The organism is Curtobacterium sp. L6-1, from assembly GCF_018885305.1.
GTDB lineage: Bacteria > Actinomycetota > Actinomycetes > Actinomycetales > Microbacteriaceae > Curtobacterium > Curtobacterium aetherium.
Window position 1 is genome coordinate 2,428,643 of the sequence record NZ_CP076544.1, and the last position, 22,149, is coordinate 2,450,791.

Here is a 22,149-nt window from a genome sequence, read left to right on the forward strand (position 1 = left end):
GGCAGCGTTCAGCGGGCGCTGACGGGCGCTGGTGGCCGTGCGTCGGACGCGTTCTCCCCGTTGCCCTCGAACAGCGCCATCGTGGCGTGCCCAGGAGCGGAGACGCCGTCGCGGCCGAGGACGGTGCCGATGGTGGCGACCAGGATCCGGAGGTCGAGGGCGAACGACCGCTGGTCGACGTACTCGACGTCGTGGTCGAGGCGGGTCGCCCAGTCGAGGGCGTTCCGCCCGCGGACCTGCGCCAGGCCGGTGATGCCGGGGCGCACCTCGTGGCGACGCGCTTGACGGTCGGAGTACAGGTCCAGGTACGACATCAGGTGCGGGCGCGGTCCGACGATGCTCATCTCCCCGCGCACGACGTTGAACAGGTTCGGGAGCTCGTCGATGCTCGTCGTTCGGAGGACCCGCCCGAGCGGCGTGATGCGCTCGTGATCGGCATCGGCGCCGATGCGCTCGAGCGCGTCGTCGGAGCGCATCGACCGGAACTTGACGATCTTGAACGGGCGCCCGTCTCGCCCTGGCCGGGTCTGCCGGTAGAGCGCCGGGCCCCCGTCGTCGAGTCGGATCAGGAGGGCGACCACCAGGAGGAGCGGGGACAGCACGGCGAGCAGCAGGACGGCGGCCGCCAGGTCGAAGCCACGCTTCCACGGGTCCCAGGGGTGGCGAGCGAGTCGACGGGTGCGTCGATCGGGCACGGTTCGGGTGGTCATGCTGCTGCCTTTCGGAGGACGTGTTCCAGGTGGTCGGTGGCGGACGCGACGTTCATCGTCCGTTGCGCTGTCACCCGTGCGTTGTTGCTGAACCGCGCGCGTTCCGCGACGTCGGTCGCGTGCGCTGCACGGAAGGCGGCTTCGAGTTCGTCGACGTCCTCGGGATCGACGACGAGTCCGGCGCCGCTGGAGACGACGAGGTCGGCTGCATCGCCGGGCACCGCGGCGATGACGGGAACACCGTGCGCCATCGCGTCCTGGAGCTTCGAGGGGACGGTGATGGCGGACATGGGGACGTCTCTCAGTGCGATGACCTCGAAGTCCGCCCCCGCGTGGACGGTCGGCATCTGATCCGGCCCCACCGGGGGACGGAACGAGATGTTCCGTGCTCCCACTCGGACGGCGAGGGCACGTAGGTCGTCGAGCGCGATACCGTCGCCGACGAATGTGAAGGACAGGTCTCGGAGGTCGCCGCACCGAGACGCCGCCACCACGACGGCGTCGAGGCCCTGGTTGGGACCGATGGTCCCTGCGTAGACGATGTGGGTGCCGGGCGACCGGTCGACCTCGGCACGATCGGGAACGGCGTCGGGCCGCCCCCAGTTGTGACAGACAGAGGTGCGCTCGGGGTGGGCGCCGCGGTCGATCAGGAGCTGCGCGGCACCCGGCGAGATCGCGACGACACCGGCAGCAGCACGGTGCAGGACCCTGAGCGCACGCAGGACCACCGCACTGACGACGTTCGTGACGACGCCCGGCGGGAGCATGTCGGAGCCCGTGACGGACTCCGGCCAGACGTCCTGCACGTGGAGGACGAACGGCCGGCCGAGGAATCGTCGCCAGAGCAGCGCGGGGATGGCTGCCGTCGGTTGCGCGCAGTAGACGTAGACGACGTCGGCGGTTCGGGCGGCCCTGGTCTCACGGAGGACGGACAGCCCGAAGCTGACGTAGGCGACCATCCGGCGAGCCGCGGACGCGGAGTGGTCGACGATCATCGGGACCCGTCGGACCGTCACTCCGCCGTCCCGTTCGCGGTGCCCTCGGCGCTGCCGCCATCCAGGGAACAGGGCGCCGTGTGGGTGGTTCGGGAAGGTGGTCACCACACGGACGCTGTGCCCTCGTCGCGCCAGTTCCCGGGCAAGGGACGCAGGGATCGCCCCGTGCGCCTCCGGCGGGTAGTACTGGGTGATGACCAGCGTCCTGAGCTGCGCTGTAGGCTTCGGCATGCCGGAATACTAACATTCAGAATGTCAACACCGGGCTACTCCTGCCGAAGCGAGCGTCCGGCCGAACTGGCGACCTCCGCTCGCTTGACCACCCGAGGGCGGTATGCAACATTCGACATGTGGAGAACTCGGATCTGGTCGCCCGTGTGCGCAAAGCTCGGACGATGGACGTTCCGCTGCACAGCAGCCGCATCAGCGATCGGGTCTCGGCGCTCGACGGACTCCGAGCCGTGCTCGCGACGGCCATCTGCGCCTACCACCTCGGGGCGCCGGGGCTGCAGAGCGCGGTCCTGGCACTGCCGGTCTTCTACGCACTCTCCGGCACGCTGATCACGAGCCTGCTGCTCGCAGAGGTGCATCGGCACGGCCGCGTCCGTCTCGGTCGGTTCGTCCTGAACCGACTGCTGCGGATCGCGCCGCCCGTCCTCGCACTCACCGCCGTCGTCGCACTCCTCTGGCCGTGGGTGGGCGGGTACGGCGGGTCGACGACGGACCTCGGGCTCGCGGTCGGCCTCGCCCTGACGTGGACCACGAACCTCGGGCGGGCGTACCTCGGGATCCACCAGGGCGTCCTCGATCCCCTGTGGAGCCTGTCGGCCGAGGAGCAGTTCTACGTGTTCTGGCCCGTTCTGGCCGCACTGGCGCTGCCGGTCGTCCGGCGCCGTCGTGCCCTCTTCTGGGTGCTGGGGGCCGTCATCGTCGTCGGTCCGCTCAGCTGCGTGCCGTTCTTCGCCCCGAGCCCGGACGCCGGTCCCGCCCTCGTGTACTACGCGCCGCCGCTGAGCATGTCGTCGCTCGCGTCCGGCTGCTTCGCCGCGCTGTTGCTCGACCACCTGCGGGGGAGTGAACGGTGGACTGCGCGAGCGGGACGGATCGCCGCGCGGACCGGGTTCGTGCTCCTGGCCGCCCTGGTCGTCCTGATGCCCGCGCAGTGGAAGTCCGACCCACTGGTCGTGCTGGGGATGGTCCCCGCCTCCGGACTGGTCGCCGCGGTCTTCATCGCTGGCCTCGGCACGTCGGACACCGTGGTGGCACGGGTCCTCGCCTGGCGCCCCCTCGCCTGGTACGGGGCTCGCGCGTCGTACTCGCTCTACCTCTCGCACCTCGTCGTCCTGGCGCTCGTCGAACCGCGGGTGGACGGCATCCCGGGGCGGGCCCTCGCACTCGGCCTCGCACTCGTGGTCGGGGCGCTGGGTGGTCTGTTCGTCGAGATCCCCACGGACCGGCTCCGACGGCGGCTCATGCGACCGAAGGCGGGGCAGGGCGGCTCCCTGCCCGTACGGCACCCGACCGGCGTGGATCGGCCAGCATGACGGGTCGACGGACGCCCACCCGCCCGGTCACCAGGGCACCAGGGCACCAGGGCACCAGGGCACCAGGGCACCACGTCACCACGTCACCACGTCACCACGTCACCACGTCACCACGTCACCACGTCACCACGTCACCACGTCACCAGGTCACCCTCGAACCGACCACGCCCCGACCACGTCGACGACGTGGTCGGGGCGTCCGAGGCGGGGCGGGCCTCCCGGCCGGCGGCAACTGCGACTCAGAGCGCGTTCGCCCGCGCCACCTGCCCGTACCAGTGCGCTGACGGCTTCGGCGTGCGCTCGAACGTCTCACGGTCCCAGGCGACGAGCCCGAAGGTGGGCCGGAACCCGGACGCCCACTCGTAGTTGTCGAGCAGGGACCAGTGCTGGTAGCCCAGGACCTCGATGCCGTCCTCGATGCAGCGGTGGATCCCCTCGAGGGCACCCTGCGTGTAGGCCACACGGCGGGAGTCATCGGCGGTGGCGATGCCGTTCTCGGTGATCATCAGCGGCACGTGGCCGGAGAGCTCCCACGCGCTGCGGAGTCCGTCGGCCGAGGCCTCGGGGTAGAACTCCCACCCGGTCAGGGTCGTCTCGACGTCGTCCGCGACCGGCAGCGGACCGGACGGCCCGATGAACGTGCGGGTGTAGGCCTGCACGCCGAGGAAGTCGTCGCCGGCGGCCTGCTCGAGGTACCAGTCGTCGCGCGGGTAGCCGTACTCGCGCAGCATCTCCTCGGACCCGGGTTCGCCGTTCGCACGGAACGCCTGCGTCGCGATGGTCCAGCCCGACTGGATGCCGGAGACCTGCGACAGGACCTCGCGGGAGCGCTCGTGCGACGCGAGCAGGGCATCGGCGACGCCGAGGTCCGGGTTCGGCAGGCCGTACGCGACGAGGTTCGACGCGTCCTCTCCCCCGGCGAGCATCGCGGCGATGTTCGGCTCGTTGATCGTGCAGACGTAGCGGACGCCGTCCTGCACCACGGGGAGCGTCGCCTCGGTGTACCGGGCGAACAGGTCGGCGGCGTCGGCGGCCCGCCAGAAGCCGTCGCGTTCGAACCAGCGCGGCACGGTGAAGTGCATGAGCGTGACGATCGGTTCGATGCCGAACTCGTGGCAGGCCTCGACCATGCGGCGGTAGTGGTCGACCTCTGCGCGGCTGACGATCCCGCGCTCGGGTTCGATGCGCGCCCACTCGATGCTGAACCGGTAGGAGTTCAGGCCGAGGTCGGCGGCGATGCGGATGTCCTCGCGGTACCGGTGGTAGCTGTCCGCGGCGTCGCCGGAGGGTTCGACGATGGTGGTGTCGGGCTCGTGCTCGTGCACCCACCAGTTGCTGTTGACGTTGTTGCCCTCGATCTGGTGGGCGGCGGTGGCGGCACCCCAGAGGAAGCCGTCGGGGAACTGCAGCGTGGTGATGGTGGTGCCTCTCAGTTGCGGGCCGGCGAGTGCCGGACCAGGAAGTCGTCGAACAGCGCGAGCGTCGCAGCCGGGTTCTCGACGTGGGGACCGTGGTAGCTGGTGGGGATCACCTCGTAGCGAGCGCCGGTGTCCTCCGCCATCTGCCGCTGCCACGGGATCGGCCAGGCACCGTCCCACTCGCCGTGCGCCACGAGGACCGGGAGCCCGGTCGCGCAGAGTTCGGCGGACGAGTCGGTGTGGTCCTCGAGGATGTGGCCGCCCGCGACGACGCTCAGGGGGCTCGTGGCGTCGAAGCGGTCGCGGACCATGCGGACGTCGTCGGGGAGCTCCTCGTCGGGTCGGTAGGCCCAGAGCGGGTTCGTCGCGTCGAACAGCTGGCGGAGGTTCCCGCCGGTGTCGTGCAGGATCGTCAGCTCGGTGACCTTGCGGTAGGGCCAGCCGTACGGGCCGGAGCAGAACTGCACGACGCTGCGGAAGGACCCCGGCGAGGCGATGGCGGCCTCACGGGCGATGACCCCGCCGAGCGAGTGCCCGACGAGGTGCACGGGTGCGCCGTCGTCGAGCAGGGCGGCGACGCGCACGACGTCGGCGGCCTCCTCGTCGAGGGAGTGGTCCGACGGGTCGCCGGGTGCTGCCGAGTCGGCCTGCCCGCGTCGGCTGATCGCGACCGCGGTCCAGCCTGCGTCCCGGAGGAGGGGCATGAAGGTGCACCAGTCCTCCTTCGAGCCGGTGTACCCGGGGACGATCAGGACCGTGCCCTTCGACGGCCCGGAGGGCACGACGCGGTAGGCGGTGAGTCGGCCGACGGGCAGGTCGACGCCGACCACGTCGACCCCGTCGGGCGTGGGGAGGTGGCCGAACGGTGGCACCTCGGGGAACTCGTGGAGGGTGGTCACGGTGTCGTCCTCTCGGTCACAGCCGCCCCTCGGCGAGCGCGCGTCGGGGGTTCGGCACGGCGTCGAGCAGCGCGACCGTGTAGTCGTCCTGCGGGTGCTGGAGCACGTCGGCCGTGCGGCCGCGTTCGACCACCGCGCCGTCGTGCAGCACCATGATGTCGTCGGTGATGAGCCGGGCACTCAGCAGGTCGTGCGTGATGTAGAGGAGCGAGACGCCCCACTGCTCGCGCAGGTCCTCGAGCAGCGCGAGCACGCCGGCCCGCAGCGTGACGTCGAGCATCGAGACCGGTTCGTCGGCGATGATCACCTGCGGGTCGCTGGCGAGCGCCCGGGCGATGACCACGCGCTGCCGCTGCCCGCCGGAGAGCTGGTGCGGGAGCTTCTGGGCGAACTGTTCGACGGGCGTCAGGCCCACGGTCTCGAGGAGTTCGAGTACCCGGCGGCGAGCGTCCGAGCCGCGGAGCCCGGTGTAGTTCACGACGGGACGGGTGAGCGTGTACTCCACGGTGTGCAGCGGGTTGAGCGCCGAGTACGGGTCCTGGAACACCATCTGCACCTCGGAGCGCAGGTCGCGCAGGCCCCGGCCACGGAGCCGTCCGACGTCGAGGTCGCCGAACCGGACGGTGCCGGAGGTCGGCTGCTCCACGCCGGTGAGCATCTTCGCGATGGTCGACTTGCCCGAGCCCGACTGGCCGACGAGGGCGAGGGACTGCCCCGGCTCGAGTGTGAACGACACGTCCCGCACGGCCTGCACGGACTGCTCGCCGCGACGGGGCGCCGGGTACGTCTTCACGAGGTGCTCGACGACGATCGGGTTCTTCGCCGCGCTGCGCTCGCGGGAGCCGACGGTCGCGAACGACGACGTCGTTTCCTGCCGGGAGACCGAGCGCTGCGACCGGTCCGGGAACCCGGGGAGCGACACGACCTCGGCGCGCGGGTCCGCGTAGTGCGACAGGAGCATCTGCGTGTACGGGTCCTGCGGTGCGCGGAGGACCTCGCGCGAGCCGCCGTCCTCGACGATCCGCCCCTCGTGCATGACGAGGACGCGCTCGGTGGCCTCGAGCACGATGCCGAGGTCGTGGCTGATGAGCACGGCGGTGAAGCCCTCGGTGCGCTGCAGCTCGATGATCGTGTCCATCACGGCGTGCTGCACGAGGACGTCGAGCGCCGTGGTCGGCTCGTCGAACACCATGAGCTGCGGTTCGAGGGACAGCGCGAGGGCGATCGAGACACGTTGCCGCATGCCGCCGGACAGCTCGCCGGGGTAGCGCGCCAGCATCGACTCGGGCAACTTCACCTTGCCGACGAGCTCCCGCATCCGCGCGTCCCAGCGCTCGCGCGGCACGTGCCCGTGCGCCCGGAACACGTCGACGAAGTGGTTGCGGATCGTCCGCACCGGGTTGAGCGCGTTCATGCCGGACTGCAGCACCATCGCGAAGCCGCCCTGGCGCTGCTGCCGGAGCGCTTCGTCGTCGAGGTCGCGGATGTCCTGCCCCGCGAACACGATGCTGCCGCCGTTCGTGCGCGCCGGCGGCTTCTGCAGCCGGGTGAGCGCGTAGCCGAGCGTGGACTTGCCGGATCCGGACTCCCCCACCAGGCCGACGAACTCGCCCTTCCGCAGGGAGAACGAGACGTGGTCGACGGCCTGGACGGCCTGCTGGCCGGACGACTCGTAGACGACCGACAGGTCGCGGACGTCGAGCAGGACGTCGGACGGGAGGCCCGTGGCGGCGCCGGTGGGCGCCTCCAGTCCGTTCCGGGGTGACGGGGCAGAGCCGCTCATGCGGTGGCCTCCTTGCGCTTCGGGCGCGCGCCTTCGCGCAGCCGCGGGTTGGACACGGCGTCGACGCCGAAGTTGATGAGGGTCAGGCTCATCGCGAGGAGCGCGATGCACAGACCCGGGGCGAACAGGAGGATCCACTGGCCGGTGAGCAGCGCGTTCGAGTTCTGCGCCCAGTAGAGGATCGTGCCCCAGCTGACGATCGAGGAGTCGCCGAGGCCGAGGAACTCCAGGCCGGCCTCCGCCAGGATCGCGCTCGTCGCCGCACCGAAGAAGCTGCCGACGATGAGGCTCGTCATGTTCGGCAGGATCTCGCGGAAGACGATGCGGGTGGCGCCCTCGCCGGAGAACTGCGCCGCCGTCACGAAGTCGCGGCCGCGGAGGGACTGTGTCTGGCTGCGCAGCACGCGCGCACCCCACGCCCACCCGGTGACGACGATCACGGCGATGATGACCGCGATGCCGCCGTTCTGCAGGTAGGCCGCGATGACGATCATGAGCGGCAGGCCGGGGATGACGAGGAACAGGTTCACGATGAACCCGATGACCTCGGCGATCCACCCGCGCACGTAGCCCCAGCTGAGGCCGATCGCGACGGCGACGAGGGTGGACAGGATGCCCGCCACCGCACCGACGAGCACCGAGATGCGGGCGCCGTGGATGAGTTGGGACAGGACGTCCTCGCCGGCGGCGGTGGTGCCCATCCAGTGTGCCCAGCTCGAGTCGGCGTTCCGCTCGAAGCCGTTCTGGCTGCCGCCGTAGGGGGCGAGGAGCGGGGCGGCGATCGCGACCAGGACGAAGAAGCCCAGGATGCAGATGCCGACGCGGGCCTTCGTGTTCGACCAGACGACGCCGAACTGGCGCGCGGCCGCCCGCCACGTGGAGGGTGCCCGCTGCGGGTCGTCGTGGTCGTCCTGCTGGGTGCGTACTGCGACGGTTGCGTGGTTCGTCATCGGCGCGTCCTCGGGTCCAGGACGCCGTACAGGACGTCCACGATGAAGTTGGCGATGAGCACCGACACGGTGATCATCAGGAAGAGGGCCTGCATGAGCGGGTAGTCCTGCCCGATCACGGCGTTGAACAGCAGGTAGCCGATGCCCGGGTAGCCGAACACCTGCTCGACGAGGACCGAGCCACCGACCACACCGCCGAGCGCCAGCCCGAAGCCGGTCAGGTTCGGCAGGATCGCGTTGCGGGCGGCGTACCGGATCGCGACGGTCCGACCGCGGAGGCCGTTCGCCTCGGCGAAGGTGACGTAGTCGTCGCCGAGGGTGTTGATCATCGCGTTGCGCATGCCGATGATCCAGCCGCCGAGGCTCGTCACCAGGATCGTCACGGCCGGCAGCACGGCGTGCCGCAGGACGTCGCCGATGTACTCGCCGTTGAACCCCGGTGTCGACGTCGCCGACGAGGCCCCGGTGGTCGGGAACCAGTGCAGGACGTAGCCGAGGAAGAACAGCAGGAGCAGCGCGGTCCAGAAGTACGGGAACGTCGACATGAACGAGCCCGAGAGCGTCGGGAGCGAGTCGAGCCAGGTGCCGCGCTTCCACGCCGCCGCGATCCCGATCAGGGTGCCGATGACGAACGCGAGGATCGTCACCGTGCCGACGAGCACGAGCGTGTAGGGCAGGGCGCGACCGACCAGGTCCCCGACCGGCTGCGGGTAGAACGTGTAGCTCGTGCCGAAGTCGAGGGTGACGACCTGGTGCAGGTAGCTGACGTACTGGTCCCACAGGTTGCCGGACGGGACGCCGAGCTGCGCCTCGATGGCCTTCTTCGTGGCGTCGGTGACCGGGCCGTTCTGGCTGAGCTTCGCGAGTGCCGCGTCCGACGGGCTGCCCGGCATGAGGCGCGGGAGCACGAAGTTCAGCGTGACCGCGGCCCAGAGCGTCAGGACGAAGAGGACGAGTTTCTGGACGATGTACTTCACTCGCCGGCCTCCGTCGTGTCCTGCTGCGTCTTCTGCTCGTCGAGGATCTTCCTGCCCGCCTCGCTGTCACGGAGCCGGAGCTTCGTGAAGATGAGCAGCGGCGCCGAGTCGTAGTTCTGCGGTGCCATGTACGGGTCCTCGGCGCTCGGCCAGCCGACAAACTTGCCGGTGTTGAACAGGCCCCAGAGGCCGCCGTGGTACATGCCGATCACGGGCAGCTGGTCGTGGACGATGACCTGCAGCTGGTCGAGGATCCGCTGCTGCTCGGCCGGGTCGGTCGTGGCCTTGTACTCGTCGAGCAGTCGCTGGGTCGCGGGGTCGCGGTAGCGCTCGTAGTTGTTCACGGTGGACTTGCCGACCGGCTGGTAGAACTCGGTCGAGAGCAGGGAGTTGAACGCCTGGTAGACGTCGCCGTTGCCCATGCCGCCCATCGCCATGTCGAAGCGGCCGTTGTTGATCGCCTGCTGGTAGCCGGCGGGCTGCGGAGCGCTGATGGACACCTTGATGCCGATGGCGCCGAGGTTGCGACGGACCTCCTGCACGGCACGGAGCCAGTCGGAGTAGCCGTTGGCGGTCGTGATCGTGATGGCGAGCTGCTCGCCGTCCTTGACGAGCTTGCCGTCCTGCTCCTCGTACCCGGCCTTCGCGAACGCGGCCTTCGCGGCGTCCACGTCCTGCGTCACCATGCCCTTGTCCGGGATCGCGTCGTTCAGGTAGCGCTCCTGGTTGGGCAGGATGAGGCCGGTCTGTGTCGCGGCAGTCAGGTTGCCCTCGGTGGCCGTCTCGGCGATGGCGTCGCGGTCGAGTGCGAGCGAGATGCCCCGGCGGACGTCGACGTCGTTGAACGGCGCCTTGGTCAGGTTCGGGATGAGCCCGGTGATGCCGCCCGGCGGGAACCAGTACTGGTTGGTGTCCGATGCCGCACCCCAGGTGCCGTCGACGTCGGAGATGAACGAGTACGCCCAGTCGTAGCCGCGCGTGACGGTGTCGAGCTGCGTGTTCGTTGCGGGGAGCACGAGGTGCTTGATCGCGATCTTGTCGGCTTGCCAGTACGTCGGGTTCTTGTCCATCGAGTACTGCTGGTCGGAGTAGTTGCCGAGCACGAACGGGCCGGTGCCGACCGGGTCCGGGTCCCGCCACGTGGTGGGGTCCGCGACCTTCCCCCAGTGGTGCTCGCCGAGGATGTACGTCTGGCCGATGATCGCGAGGCTCGGGACGTCCTCGGACTCCAGGTGGAAGACGACGTGGTCGCCGTCCCGCTCGATCCGGTCGATGTGCTGCCAGGCGCCCTTGACGTCCATCGCCGGGAACCTCTTGAGCAGGTCGAAGGTGAACACCACGTCGGCCGCGGTGAACGGCGTGCCGTCGGACCACTCGACGCCCCGGCGGATCGTCATGTCGATGGTCCGGGCGTCGGGCTGCTCCCACGAGCTCGCGAGCCACGGGTTGCGCTTGCCGTCGAGCGGGTTGACCTCGATGAGCGGCTCGTACATCCACTTCGACGCCGTGCGGGCGTTCGTGATGTACGGGTTGAAGTTCCGGTCGAACAGCGGGTTGCCACGGTCCGCGTTGATGAGCATCGTGTCCTTGCCGATGCTCGGGTCCGGCTGGGAGCGGACCTGGATGCTGCAGCCGGTGGCGACGAGCGCCACGACGGCCAGGCCGGCGATCGCGGCGGCGATGCGGCCACCGCGGGAACGCGTGGTGCGGGGGCGCCGGCGGCCGACGGCGTGTGTCCGCCCGTCGGGCTCAGGCGTGCGCTGTGGGGGAAGCGTCATTGCTCGGTCGACCTCCGTGTCGAGTCGGTACCCGCCCAATGTATGCGCTTACATGGCGCAGTGCAACCGCTGTTCCGGAAGGCTGTTGTTCGTCGGGGTGGCACGCTCCGCGCGCGACCGACGGGTCAGAGCGACGGCGGGCAGCTCTCGCGCAGGAGCACCTCGACCGGCAGCCGGACGGCGCGCGGCGGGCCCTCGCGGTGGTCCAACCGGTCGACGATCGCCCGGACCGCAGCCCGACCGAGGTCCCCCATCGGCTGGTGCACGGTGGTCAGGCGCGGGGACGAGAACCGGCCGGCCTCGATGCCGTCGAACCCCGTCACGACGACGTCGTCCGGCACCCGCAGCCCGCGCGCGAGCACGGCGTCGAGGACCCCCAGCGCGGACTGGTCGTTCGAGCAGACGATCGCCCGGGGCACCCGGTCGTCGAGCAGCGTGCGCGCGAGCTCCCGGGCCCGGACCCGGCCGAAGTCGCCGTGGACCGTGCGGACGTCGTGCGGCGACAGTCCGTGGTCCTCGAGCGCCCGCCGGAACCCCGCGGTGCGCTCCTGGTCGTCCGGCGAGTCCACCGGCCCGGCGACGTAGGCGATCGACCGGATCCCGAGGCGGCCGATCACGTGCGCACCGAGCGTCCGCATGCCCGCCGCGTTGTCGACGCTGATCGAGTCGAACCCCCGCGAGCGCCGGTCGTCGGCGAGCACCACCACCGGGATGCGGCGGGCCACGTGCTCGAGGAGCTCGTCCGGCACGGTCTGCGCGAGCACCGCCAGCCCGTCCACCCGGCCGGCGACGTCGTTGACGATGACGTCCCGCGACGGCCCGCGACCGGCCGCCACCATGAGCGCCAGGCCCCGCTGCCAGGCCTCGGTCTCGGCGCCGCGGAGCACCTCGTCGAAGTACAGGTTCGACGAGGTGGGCTGCGTCACGTGCCGCCGGTCGTCGACCACCCGGACGCCCCCGTCGGTGACGACGTCCGGCCGCTCGTCGGGCACCACGTCGAAGCCCGGCAGCAGCAGGCCGACGACACCGGTCCGACGCCCGGCCAGCGCGCGGGCGTTGCCGGACGGCACGTAGCCGAGGGACCGGATCGCCGCCTGCACCCGGTCGCGCGTGCCCTCGCGGACGGCGTCCGGCGTGCGGAGGACGCGCGAGACGGTCGCGATCGAGACACCGGCGGCCGAGGCCACGTCGTAGACCGTGGGAGGTGCGGTGCGCTGCGGGCCCAAGCCGAGCCTCCCTCGCGGTCGTGGTCGCGAGCGGCCAGCCCGGCGACGCGGACCATCCTAGGCAGGCCGTGTTCCGCAACGGGTTCGCGGAGGGTCTTGCGGAGCAGCACGGGCAGGACGACACTGGCCCGACCGAGCGGGACCAGGCCCGGTCGGACGGAGGAAGGACGAAGAGATGTCACAGTCGACGCCCGCCGGACGCAGGGACGCGCACCGTCTCTCCACGGACGAGGCCGAGGTGCGCGAGGCCCTCCTCGACCACGGCGAGGACCCGCACCTGTCGTGGGTCACCGCGCAGCTCGACGGGACCGAGGAGCGTCCGCTGATCGAGTGACCGCAGCCGGGAGGCGTGTGACCGGGCCCGACAGCGGGCCGGACACGACCGCGACCGGACCGCACGTGCCCGCGGACCGGGTGGGTCAGCCCTCGGCCGCGCCGGCCGCGAGGCGCTCCGGCGCCCCGACGATCGCCATGCCCGCGCCGCGCAGCCGACGGCGCTCCTGGGCGATGAAGCCCAGGAGCCGGTCGTTGGTGCCCGCGACGTGGGCGGCGACGAGCCGGGCGGCCTCGTCGGCGTCACCGCGCTGCACGGCGTCGAGGATGTCGCTGTGCTCCTGCCACGCGGCGTCGCGGGCCTCGGGCGTGCGCACCTCGATCCACCGGGTGCGCTCGAGCCGGGTGAGGGCGTCGGCGACGGCGTCGGTGACGAACCGGTTGCCGCCGAGCGCCGCCAGGTCGAGGTGGAACGTCGACCCCATCCGGATGCCGGCCTGCTGGTCGGCGGTGGGGCGCAGGGCGTCGAGGTGCGCGCGGACGGCGGCGACGGCCTCCGGCTCCGCCCGGGCCACGGCGAGCCGCGCGGCGGCGGGCTCGAGCACGCCACGGAGCTCGGCGAGCGACGCGATCTCGTCGAGGTCGATCGGGGTGACCGTCCACGAGCGCCCCTCGTGCAGGATCAACCCCTCGCGCTCGAGCCGGGACAGCGCCGCGCGGACCGGGGTGCGCGAGGCGTGGAAGCGCGCTTCGAGCCCGCGCTCCGAGATCCGCTCGCCCGGTGCGATGTCGAGCGTGAGGATCGCCGCGCGGAGGTTGTCGTAGAGCTGGGCCGTCTGCGACACGGGTGCTGCATCGGTCGGTTCGGTCACGGGCATCCAGCGTAGTGCCGCCACCCGGGTGTTGGTATACCGTTCCGGTACACCAGCCGACCCGAGACGGAGACCCCGTGGCCCGGACGCCCGCCCGCGCGTGGACGATGCTCGCGCTCGGCGTCGCCGCACAGGCCGCCGGGACGCTCGTCGTCACCGCGCCCGCCCTCCTCATCCCGCACCTGCACGCGCAGGGCACGACCCTCGCGCAGGCCGGGCTGCTCGCTGCGGCTCCGACCGCGGGCATGGTCCTGACGCTCATCGCCTGGGGAGCGGTCACCGACCGGACCGGCGAACGCGTGGTCATCGCGGGCGGGCTCGTCCTGACGACGCTCGCCGTGTCCGGGGCCTGGGCCGTCGGTGACGACCCGGTGCTCCTCGGGGTGGCGTTCCTGCTGGCCGGGATGACGAGCGCCTCGACGAACGCCGCCAGCGGTCGGGTCGTCGTGGGGTGGTTCCCGAAGGAGCGGCGCGGACTCGCGATGGGCATCCGGCAGATGTCACAGCCGCTCGGGGTGACCCTGGCGGCGGTCACGGTGCCGCAGCTCGCCGAGGGCGACGGCGTCCGCGCGGCCCTCGTGCTGCCGGTGGTCCTGTGCGCGGTGCTCGCGGTGCTCTGCGCGGTCGGCATCGTCGACCCGCCGCGACCGGCGCGGGCCGCCGCACGGACGGGAGAGGCGGCGGACCCGGTGCCCACCGCGAACCCCTACCGGTCGACCGGGTTCCTGTGGCGCATCCACGCGGTCTCGGTGCTGCTCGTCGTGCCGCAGTTCACGCTCTCCACCTACGGGCTGGTGTGGCTCGTCGGCCTGGGCTGGTCGACACCGGCCGCGGGACTGCTGGTCGGCGCGGCGCAGTTCGTCGGCGCGGTCGGGCGCATCCTCGTCGGCGTGTGGAGCGACCGGGTCGCGTCGCGGGTCGGTCCGCTGCGGATCGTCGCGCTGTCCGCCGCCGTGGTGATGGCGGTGCTCGCGCTCGTCGACGTCACGCACCTGCCTGCCGCGGCCGTCGTCCTGGTGATCGCGACGAGCGTCACCGTCGCGGACAACGGGTTGGCGTACACCTCGGTCGCCGAGGCCGCGGGCCCTACGTGGTCCGGTCGGGCACTCGGCGCGCAGAACACCGGGCAGTTCATCGCGGCGAGCGCCGTCGGCCCGGGCATCGGGGCGCTCGTCGGGCTGGTCGGGTTCGCGGGGTCGTTCCTGCTCGTGGCCGCGCTGCCGGTGCTCGCACTGCCCCTCGTGCCGCGCGCGGACCGCTCGCACGACTGACGTCCGCGGGGCGGCACGGCGGTACGGGCACGGACACCCCGCCGGCCGGCGGGCCGGCACGAGCATGCCGCGGCCCGGCCCGCCGGGACGGGCCCCGCCGGCCGGGAGGCGCGTGGCGGCGCCGCCCCGCGCCTCCCGTCCGTCACCGGACACGCCGGCGCGCACGCCGCGCAACCTGCGCACGGACCGCCCGCATCACGAATCCACCACGAATCCCCACAGCCGTTCGGTTCTGTGGTTGGGTGAAGCGCAACCCCGATCCGACGACGAACCGGAGTGCACGGCAATGACGCCATCACGAACACCCTTGTCCAGACGACAGCTGTTGGGCTTCGGCCTCGGCACCGCGGCAGCAGGACTGCTCGCCGGGTGCGCCGTCCCCGGCTCGACCAACGTCAACCGGGCGGCCCTCATCCCCGCCGCCTCCGGCGGCGAGACCGTCCAGCTCACCTACTGGGCGTGGCTCAAGGACCTGCAGAAGGTCTGCGACGTCTGGAACGCGAAGAACCCGCGCATCCAGGTGACCGCGAACTGGATCCCCGGCGGCACCGCGGGCGGGTACCAGAAGATGTACTCCGCGCTGGCGGCCGGCGGCGGCCCGGACATCGGCCAGGTCGAGTTCCGGCAGGTGCCCGAGTTCATGCTCGCCAACGGCCTGGTCGACCTCGCGCGGTACGGCGCGAAGGACGTCGCGAGCCGGTACGACGAGGCCGCGTGGTCGCAGGTCGAGTTCAACGACGGGGTGTTCGGCATCCCGCAGGACACCGGCCCGATGGCGTTCTACCACCAGCCCGCGGTGCTCGACGCTGCCGGCGGCGAACCCCCGACAACGTGGGACGAGTGGCGGACGCTGTCCGAGAAGGTCCGGTCGACCGGCAAGCGGAACTACCTCGAGGTCTTCCCGGTCGCCGACGCCTCCCCGTTCACCGCCTACGCGCAGCAGGCCGGTGCCCGCTGGTTCCGGGTCGACGGCGACGAGTGGGTCATCGACATGACCGACGAGAAGACGATGATGGTCGCCGAGTTCTTCGACCAGGCGATCGACGACGACCTCGTGGACACCTCCGCCGGGGCGTACACCCCGGGCTGGTACGCCGCCGCCGCCTCGGGTCGGATCGGCGCCGTCACCAGTGCGAGCTGGGGGGACGCCCTCATCGAGAGCGTGCAGGGCGCGAAGGGCAAGTGGCGCGTCTCCCCCATGCAGACCTGGGGCGAGGGCTTCGGCTCGAGCCAGATCGGCGGGTCCACGGCCGCGGTCCTCGCGAACGCGGAGCACCCGGCGGAGGCGCTCGAGTTCCTCGTCTGGATGACGACGTCCCGCGAGGGCATCGACGCGATGATCAAGTACTGCGGCATCGGCTGGTCCCCCGCGACGGACTACATCGGCGAGCAGCGCCAGCAGCCGAGCGCGTTCTTCGGCGGGCAGTCCTACAACGAGGACGTCTTCGCGCCCGCCGCCCAGGAGCAGAACACCGACTGGAGCTGGTCGCCGCTCACCCAGTCCGCGCTGAACTCCCTGCAGAACCAGTTCCGGCGCAAGGTCACCGGCCGACTCACCCTGCCGGACGCCGTCGAACTCGCCCAGCGCGAGGTCGTCCAGGCGTTTCGCGACAAGGGCCTCAGCGTCCGGGCAGCGTCGTGAGCCAGCAGACGGCCGGGCGGCAGCGCACCGCCGTGGGCCAGCAGACGGCCGGACAGCCGGGCACCTTCCGCACGAGCACCAAGGCCACCCGCGCGCAGAAGCGTGCGCCGTGGGTCCTGCTCGCCCCGTTCCTCGCGCTCTTCGTGCTGACGTTCATCATCCCGATCATCAGCGCGGTCTTCCAGAGCTTCACCACCGTCGACCGGGAGGGCCTGTTCGGCGAGGACGGCGTCACCGGCCGCTTCGCCGGGTTCGACAACTACGTCACGGCGCTGAACGACTCGGGCTTCGTCGCCTCGATCGGCCGCATGCTCCTGTTCGGCATCGTGCAGGTCCCGGTGATGATCATCGCCTGCACGGTCCTGGCGCTGTTGCTCGAGTCGGCGAGCGCCCGCTGGCCGGGCTTCTTCCGGGCGGTCTACTTCATGCCCTACGGCGTCCCGGGCGTCATCGCGACGATCCTGTGGTCGTTCCTGTACGTCCCCGGCCTGTCCCCGATCGTGTCGCTGCTGCAGTCGATGGGGCTGCAGCCGGACTTCCTCGGCGCGAACAGCGTGCTGTGGTCGATCGCGAACATCGTCACGTGGACGTACACCGGCTACAACATGCTCATCATCGTGGCGCAGCTGAAGTCCATCCCGGGCGAGGTGTACGAGGCCGCGAAGATGGACGGCGCCGGCCCGTTCCAGGTGGCGTGGCGGATCCAGATCCCGCTCATCGCGCCGGCCCTGGTCCTCACGACGGTGTTCTCGATCATCGGCACGCTGCAGCTCTTCGCCGAGCCGCAGATCCTGTCCACGGTCGCGCCCGCCATCGACACCGAGTACACGCCCAACTACGCCGCCTACACGAACGCGTTCGCGTTCAACGAGTACGGCGTCGCGAGCGCGCAGGCGGTCATCATCGCCCTGGCCGCGTTCGTCCTGTCGTTCACGTTCCTCGCCCTGACCAACCGGCCGCCGCGGGACGAGCGCGACCAGCGCAGGCGGGCGAAGCAGGACGGCCTGGAGGCCCGGCGCGCGCTCGAGACGCGCGGCACCACCGGCACCGGGTCGCGTCCGGCGAACGGCGTCACGCACCGCAGCACGACCACCGGAGCCGGACCGCACCGCCCGGCCGGTGGCGTCGCGACGAACGAGGGGACAGACCGATGACCAGCGAAGCCGTCGAAGCGCCGGCGACCGCGAAGACCGCGGTGCCGGTGGACACCACCTCGATCACCGCCCACGAGCGGCGGAAGCTCGACCGCTCACCGGGGTCACAGATCGTCGTGACGGGGATCCTCGTCGTCGTCGCGCTGTACTTCCTCGTCCCGCTGTACTGGGTCGTCATCGCCGCGACGAAGACCACCGGCGCCCTGTTCGCGACGAACGGGTTCTGGTTCGGCGGCGAGTTCGCCCTGTTCAGCAACATCCACTCGGTCTTCACCTACGACGGCGGCATCTTCGTCCGGTGGATCGCGAACAGCGTCCTGTACTCGGGCGTCGGCGCGGTCCTGGCGACGTACTTCGCGGCCGCGGGTGGCTACGCCCTGGCGAAGTACGAGTTCCGCGGGCGGCAGCTCGTGTTCGGCACGATCCTGGGCGGCGTGCTCGTGCCCGGGACCGCGACGGCCCTGCCGCTGTTCCTGCTGTTCTCGACGATGGGGTTGACCGACACGTACTGGAGCGTGCTCATCCCGAGCCTCGTCTCCCCGTTCGGGCTGTTCCTCTGCCGGGTGTACGCCTCGGCGTCGATCGACACGGCGCTCATGGAGTCGGCCCGCCTCGACGGGGCCAGCGAGCTGCGGATCTTCCACACGATCGCCCTGCGACAGATGACCCCCGCGCTCGTCACCGTGTTCCTGTTCCAGGTCGTCGGCATCTGGAACAACTTCTTCCTGCCGCTCATCATGCTGGCAGACCAGAAGCTGTACCCGATCACACTGGGGTTGAACAACTGGCGGGCACAGGTCGATCGTCTGCCAGAGTTCTACCAGCTCACCACCGGCGGCGTGCTCGTCTCGGTCATCCCGCTCGTGGTCGCCATCATCGTCCTGCAGCGCTTCTGGCGCGGGGGCCTCACGGAAGGATCGGTCAAGGGTTGACCATCGCTGCTCACTCCCCCTCCACCTCGACGACCACCGAGGCGCTCGCCGCGCTCGCCTCGACCGCACCGGGCTCGGACACCCGGCTCGTGCCGAGGGCCTGGCTCCACACGGACGCCCCCGCCCTGTCGCTCGACGGGGAGTGGGACTTCCGGTGGTCACCGGTCGCGGACGTCCCGGTACCGGGGTCGGAGGCCGAGTGGGGCAGCCTCCCCGTCCCGTCGCACTGGGTCCTGCACGGGCACGGGGCGCCGAGCTACACGAACCTGCAGTACCCGTTCCCGATCGAGCCGCCGCACCCGCCGGAGGAGAACCCGACGGGTGACCACCGCCGCACGTTCGAGGTACCGGCGTCCTTCGACGCGGCGGCCCGGGTGCTGCTGCGCTTCGACGGGGTGGAGTCGCACTTCCGGGTGTGGCTGAACGGCTCGGAGGTGGGCTGGTCGACCGGCTCCCGCCTGGCGACCGAGTTCGACGTGACCGACCTGCTGCGCTCGGGCACCAACGAGATGCTCGTCCGGGTGCACCAGTGGTCGGCGGCGTCGTACCTCGAGGACCAGGACCAGTGGTGGCTCCCCGGCATCTTCCGCAGCGTCACCCTGCTGGCCCGACCGGCCGCGCCGATCGACGACGTGTTCGTCCGGGCCGGGTGGACCTCGACGTTCGGGCACGCGGCCACCGCGGGTACCGCTGCGTCCGGACGGCCGGCGACGGGCACGGGGACCATCACCGTCCCCTCGCTCGACGCCGCCTTCCCAGTGCGCTTCCGGGTCCCGGACCTCGGGGTCGACGTCACGTGGGCCTCGGCCGAGGAGGTCACGCCGATCACGCTCGAGGGCGTCGAGCCGTGGAGCGCCGAGGTCCCGAAGCTGTACGACGCGACCGTCTCCACCGGCACCGACGCCGGCGGCCGCGCGGGCGGTGAGACCGTCGCGCTCCGGCTCGGCTTCCGGACCGTGTCGATCGTCGGCGACCGCTTCCTGGTCAACGGCGAGCGCGTGGTGTTCCACGGTGTGAACCGGCACGAGACCCACCCCGTGCGGGGCCGGGTCTTCGACGAGGAGCACGCCCGCGCGGACATGCTGCTCATGAAGCGGAACAACGTGAACGCGATCCGCACCTCGCACTACCCGCCGCACCCGCGCGTGCTCGACCTGGCCGACGAGCTCGGCTTCTGGGTGGTCCTGGAGTGCGACCTCGAGACGCACGGCTTCCTGTTCACGGACTGGGTCGGCAACCCATCGGACGACCCGGCCTGGCGCGACGCCTACCTCGACCGGATCGCGCGGACCGTCGAGCGCGACAAGAACCACGCGTCGATCGTGATGTGGTCGCTCGGCAACGAGTCCGGCACCGGTCGGAACCTCGCTGCGATGTCGCAGTGGGTGCACGACCGCGACGACGAGCGCCCGGTGCACTACGAGGGCGACTACGCCGGCGCCTACACGGACGTGTACTCGCGGATGTACCCGACGCTGCAGGAGACCGAGTCGATCGGCGGCGGCCCCGAGACCCCGCTGCTGGGGTGCGGTCCCGCCGAGGCCGCACGGCAGCGGTCGAAGCCGTTCCTGCACTGCGAGTACGTGCACGCCATGGGCAACGGCCCCGGCCAGATCAAGGAGTACGAGGACCTGGTCGACCGGTACCCGCGCCTGCACGGCGGGTTCGTCTGGGAGTGGCGCGACCACGGACTGCTCGCCCGCACCGCTGCGGGTGAGGACTACTACGCGTACGGCGGCGACTTCGGCGAGGTCGTACACGACGGCAACTTCGTGATGGACGGTCTCGTGCTGCCCGACGACACCCCGACCCCTGGTCTGGCGGAGTTCACGGCCGTCGTCGCCCCGATCCGGTTCTCGGTGTCGGACACCACCGTCCTCGTCGAGAACCGGTACCACTCCGCTTCGACCGCCGGACTGCGCTTCCGGTGGACCCTGTCGCGGAACGGCGTCGAGGAGTCCAGCGGCCGCTTCGCCCCCGGCGTCGTCGCGGCCCGGCAGTCGGCCACGGTCCCGGTGCCCGACGAGGTGCTCGCGGCCGCCGCGGACGCCGCGTCCCTGGCCCCCGGTGACGAGCTGTGGTTCGACGTGACGGCGGAGCTGGCGGGGCCGACCGCGTGGGCGGACACCGGCCACGTCGTCGCACGCACGCAGCGGCTCGTGGCGAGCCGCGCGGCGGACGTGCCCCGGGCCTCCCGGCAGGGCTGGGACAGCGACCGTCTCGGCGGGGGGACCTTCACCGCCCGCGGTGACCTGGTGTCCTGGAAGGGGCACGAGGTGGCCGGGCCGCGGCTCGACCTGTGGCGCGCGCCGACCGACAACGACAGCCTGGCCTCGCAGGGCGGGTACGAGACGGCCGACCCGGTGCTGACGAAGGGCGTCGGCGACCCGGACGCTCCCGCGTCCGCGGTCCGCTGGCGTGAGCGCGGGCTCGACCGGCTGACACACCGGCTCGTGTCGGTGTCGCGGACCGACCACGGCCTCGAGCAGCGCGTCCGCGTGGCGGCAGCGAACAGCGGGTGGGGCGTCGACGTCACGCACCGTTGGACGCTCACGGACGACGGGCTGCTGCTGCAGACCGACGCCGTGCCGTTCGGGGCGTGGGACGTGACGTGGCCGCGGATCGGTGTGCGGTTCGACCTGCCGGCCTCGGTGCTCGACCTCGACGCGTCATGGTTCGGGACGGGGCCGCTCGAGTCCTACGCGGACTCGTCGCACGCGGCCCGGGTCGGGCGGTTCAGCGCGCCGGTGCGCTCGCTCGGTGTCGAGTACTCGATGCCGCAGGAGACCGGGCACCGGCCGGAGCTGCGCTCGCTCGCGGTCGGGCCGTTCACGGTGTCGACCGTCGGCGCACACCGGGCGGGCTTCACGCTGTCCCCGTGGACCGCGCAGGAGCTCGGGCGCGCGATGCACCCGTACGAGCTGCCGACGCCGCAGCACGCGTACCTGTACCTCGACGCGGCGCAGCACGGACTCGGGTCGCGCGCGTGCGGGCTCGACGTGCTGCCGGAGCACCAGCTGTGGCCGCAGGCGTTCTCGTGGAGCGTGGTGCTGGGGTAGCGGCGCGCCGCGCCGCGGGTGGCGCCGATCCGCTGCTTCGCGCCCCGGAACGAACGTCGCGCCCCGTTCCGACGGGGCGCGACGTTCGTCAGCGGGCGCGACACACAGGGGACGCGCGGCGGCGCGGCACGGCGCAGCGGCGGCGGCGGCGCAGCGGCGGCGGCGGCGCAGCGGCGGCGCAGCGGCGGCGCGGCGGCGGCGCGGCGGCGCGGCGGCGGTCAGCCGCGCGTGAGGGCCTCGGCAGCCGCGGGGTCGGCGCCGTCGAGGAACTGCGTCAGCCGCTCGGGCTCGCCCGGCTCGTCGATCGCCTCGGCCGCCCGGCGCAGCGCGAACAGGGCACGCAGGACACCCCGGTTCGGCTCGTGCGACCACGGCACCGGCCCGGCACCGCGCCACCCGGCCTTCCGCAGGGCGTCGAGCCCCCGGTGGTACCCGACCCGCGCGTAGGCGTAGGACTCGACGGTCGCGCCGCGGTCCCAGGCCTCGTCGGCGAGCAGGGCCCACGCCAGACTCGACGCCGGGTGCGACACCACCACGGAGGCGACCGGGGCGTTCGACGCCAGGAGCCCGTCCACCTCGGGTTCGGCGGGCAGCAGCGTCTCGGGGTTCGGCGTGGGGTTCGGGAGCAGGTTGTCCGGCATGCCGCCACGCTACTTCAGCACCCGG

General features: G+C 71.7%; 17 protein-coding genes and 1 pseudogene. 7 read left to right on the top strand and 11 right to left on the bottom strand.

Annotated elements, in window-relative coordinates; genetic code table 11:
- Positions 1-8: 8 nt before the first annotated feature.
- Both KM842_RS11105 and KM842_RS11110 read right to left on the bottom strand, forming a co-directional pair.
- Positions 9-710, bottom strand: coding sequence for a sugar transferase (locus KM842_RS11105; RefSeq protein ID WP_216258382.1), 702 nt, complete (start codon positions 708-710; stop codon positions 9-11).
- Positions 707-1,936: a glycosyltransferase family 4 protein gene (locus KM842_RS11110; RefSeq protein WP_216258384.1), complete on the bottom strand. Its 1,230-nt coding sequence runs from the start codon at positions 1,934-1,936 to the stop codon at positions 707-709. Before KM842_RS11110 ends, KM842_RS11105 begins: the two co-directional genes overlap by 4 nt.
- A gap of 164 nt (positions 1,937-2,100) precedes the next feature.
- Here KM842_RS11110 and KM842_RS11115 point away from each other — a divergent pair, with 164 nt between their 5' ends.
- Positions 2,101-3,249 (top strand): acyltransferase family protein, encoded by a 1,149-nt coding sequence (locus KM842_RS11115; protein ID WP_216258385.1) that lies wholly within the window; start codon positions 2,101-2,103, stop codon positions 3,247-3,249.
- A 239-nt stretch (positions 3,250-3,488) separates the two neighbouring features.
- On the opposite strand, the gene KM842_RS11120 is transcribed toward KM842_RS11115, so the two are convergent.
- From KM842_RS11120 to KM842_RS11150, 7 genes are all read right to left on the bottom strand, one after another.
- On the bottom strand, positions 3,489-4,658 hold the full coding sequence (locus KM842_RS11120; RefSeq protein WP_216262354.1) for a glycoside hydrolase family 1 protein: 1,170 nt from the start codon (positions 4,656-4,658) through the stop codon (positions 3,489-3,491).
- 20 nt (positions 4,659-4,678) lie between these two features.
- A complete protein-coding gene (locus tag KM842_RS11125; RefSeq protein ID WP_216258387.1) occupies positions 4,679-5,566 on the bottom strand; it encodes an alpha/beta fold hydrolase in 888 nt (295 codons plus the stop codon).
- Positions 5,567-5,582: 16 nt separating this feature from the next.
- Positions 5,583-7,349 carry an ABC transporter ATP-binding protein gene (locus KM842_RS11130; RefSeq protein WP_216258390.1) on the bottom strand — a complete coding sequence of 589 codons (1,767 nt, stop codon included), beginning with the start codon at positions 7,347-7,349 and terminating at the stop codon, positions 5,583-5,585.
- On the bottom strand, positions 7,346-8,299 hold the full coding sequence (locus KM842_RS11135; RefSeq protein WP_216258391.1) for an ABC transporter permease: 954 nt from the start codon (positions 8,297-8,299) through the stop codon (positions 7,346-7,348). Before KM842_RS11135 ends, KM842_RS11130 begins: the two co-directional genes overlap by 4 nt.
- Positions 8,296-9,276, bottom strand: a complete 981-nt coding sequence (locus KM842_RS11140) for an ABC transporter permease (protein WP_216258392.1) — start codon at positions 9,274-9,276, stop codon at positions 8,296-8,298. Before KM842_RS11140 ends, KM842_RS11135 begins: the two co-directional genes overlap by 4 nt.
- Positions 9,273-11,054, bottom strand: coding sequence for an ABC transporter substrate-binding protein (locus KM842_RS11145; protein WP_253206104.1), 1,782 nt, complete (start codon positions 11,052-11,054; stop codon positions 9,273-9,275). Before KM842_RS11145 ends, KM842_RS11140 begins: the two co-directional genes overlap by 4 nt.
- Before the next feature lie 125 nt (positions 11,055-11,179).
- Complete coding sequence (locus KM842_RS11150; RefSeq protein WP_216258393.1) at positions 11,180-12,280, bottom strand: LacI family DNA-binding transcriptional regulator; 1,101 nt, start codon at positions 12,278-12,280, stop codon at positions 11,180-11,182.
- A gap of 175 nt (positions 12,281-12,455) precedes the next feature.
- On the opposite strand from KM842_RS11150, the gene KM842_RS11155 reads away from it, so the two are divergent.
- Positions 12,456-12,614: a hypothetical protein gene (locus tag KM842_RS11155; protein ID WP_216258394.1), complete on the top strand. Its 159-nt coding sequence runs from the start codon at positions 12,456-12,458 to the stop codon at positions 12,612-12,614.
- A gap of 85 nt (positions 12,615-12,699) precedes the next feature.
- On the opposite strand, the gene KM842_RS11160 is transcribed toward KM842_RS11155, so the two are convergent.
- The gene (locus tag KM842_RS11160; RefSeq protein ID WP_253206105.1) at positions 12,700-13,425 is read right to left on the bottom strand and encodes a GntR family transcriptional regulator; all 726 of its coding nucleotides are present in this window, start codon (positions 13,423-13,425) and stop codon (positions 12,700-12,702) included.
- Positions 13,426-13,532: 107 nt separating this feature from the next.
- On the opposite strand from KM842_RS11160, the gene KM842_RS11165 reads away from it, so the two are divergent.
- The 5 genes and pseudogenes from KM842_RS11165 (at position 13,533) to KM842_RS11185 (ending at position 21,483) form a co-directional block, all read left to right on the top strand.
- Complete coding sequence (locus tag KM842_RS11165; RefSeq protein WP_216262360.1) at positions 13,533-14,696, top strand: MFS transporter; 1,164 nt, start codon at positions 13,533-13,535, stop codon at positions 14,694-14,696.
- A gap of 286 nt (positions 14,697-14,982) precedes the next feature.
- Entirely contained in the window at positions 14,983-16,338 is a 1,356-nt protein-coding gene (locus KM842_RS11170; RefSeq protein ID WP_216258395.1) for an extracellular solute-binding protein, read from the top strand.
- 116 nt (positions 16,339-16,454) lie between these two features.
- A pseudogene (locus KM842_RS11175) lies at positions 16,455-17,294 on the top strand (carbohydrate ABC transporter permease); the annotation flags it as partial.
- A gap of 194 nt (positions 17,295-17,488) precedes the next feature.
- On the top strand, positions 17,489-18,424 hold the full coding sequence (locus KM842_RS11180) for a carbohydrate ABC transporter permease (protein ID WP_253206106.1): 936 nt from the start codon (positions 17,489-17,491) through the stop codon (positions 18,422-18,424).
- Between the two features lie 2 nt (positions 18,425-18,426).
- A complete protein-coding gene (locus tag KM842_RS11185; protein WP_216262364.1) occupies positions 18,427-21,483 on the top strand; it encodes a glycoside hydrolase family 2 TIM barrel-domain containing protein in 3,057 nt (1,018 codons plus the stop codon).
- Between the two features lie 218 nt (positions 21,484-21,701).
- Here the strand turns inward: KM842_RS11185 and KM842_RS11190 are convergent, their stop codons facing one another.
- Positions 21,702-22,124, bottom strand: coding sequence for a DUF3151 domain-containing protein (locus KM842_RS11190; protein WP_216258396.1), 423 nt, complete (start codon positions 22,122-22,124; stop codon positions 21,702-21,704).
- Between the last annotated feature and the right edge of the window lie 25 nt (positions 22,125-22,149).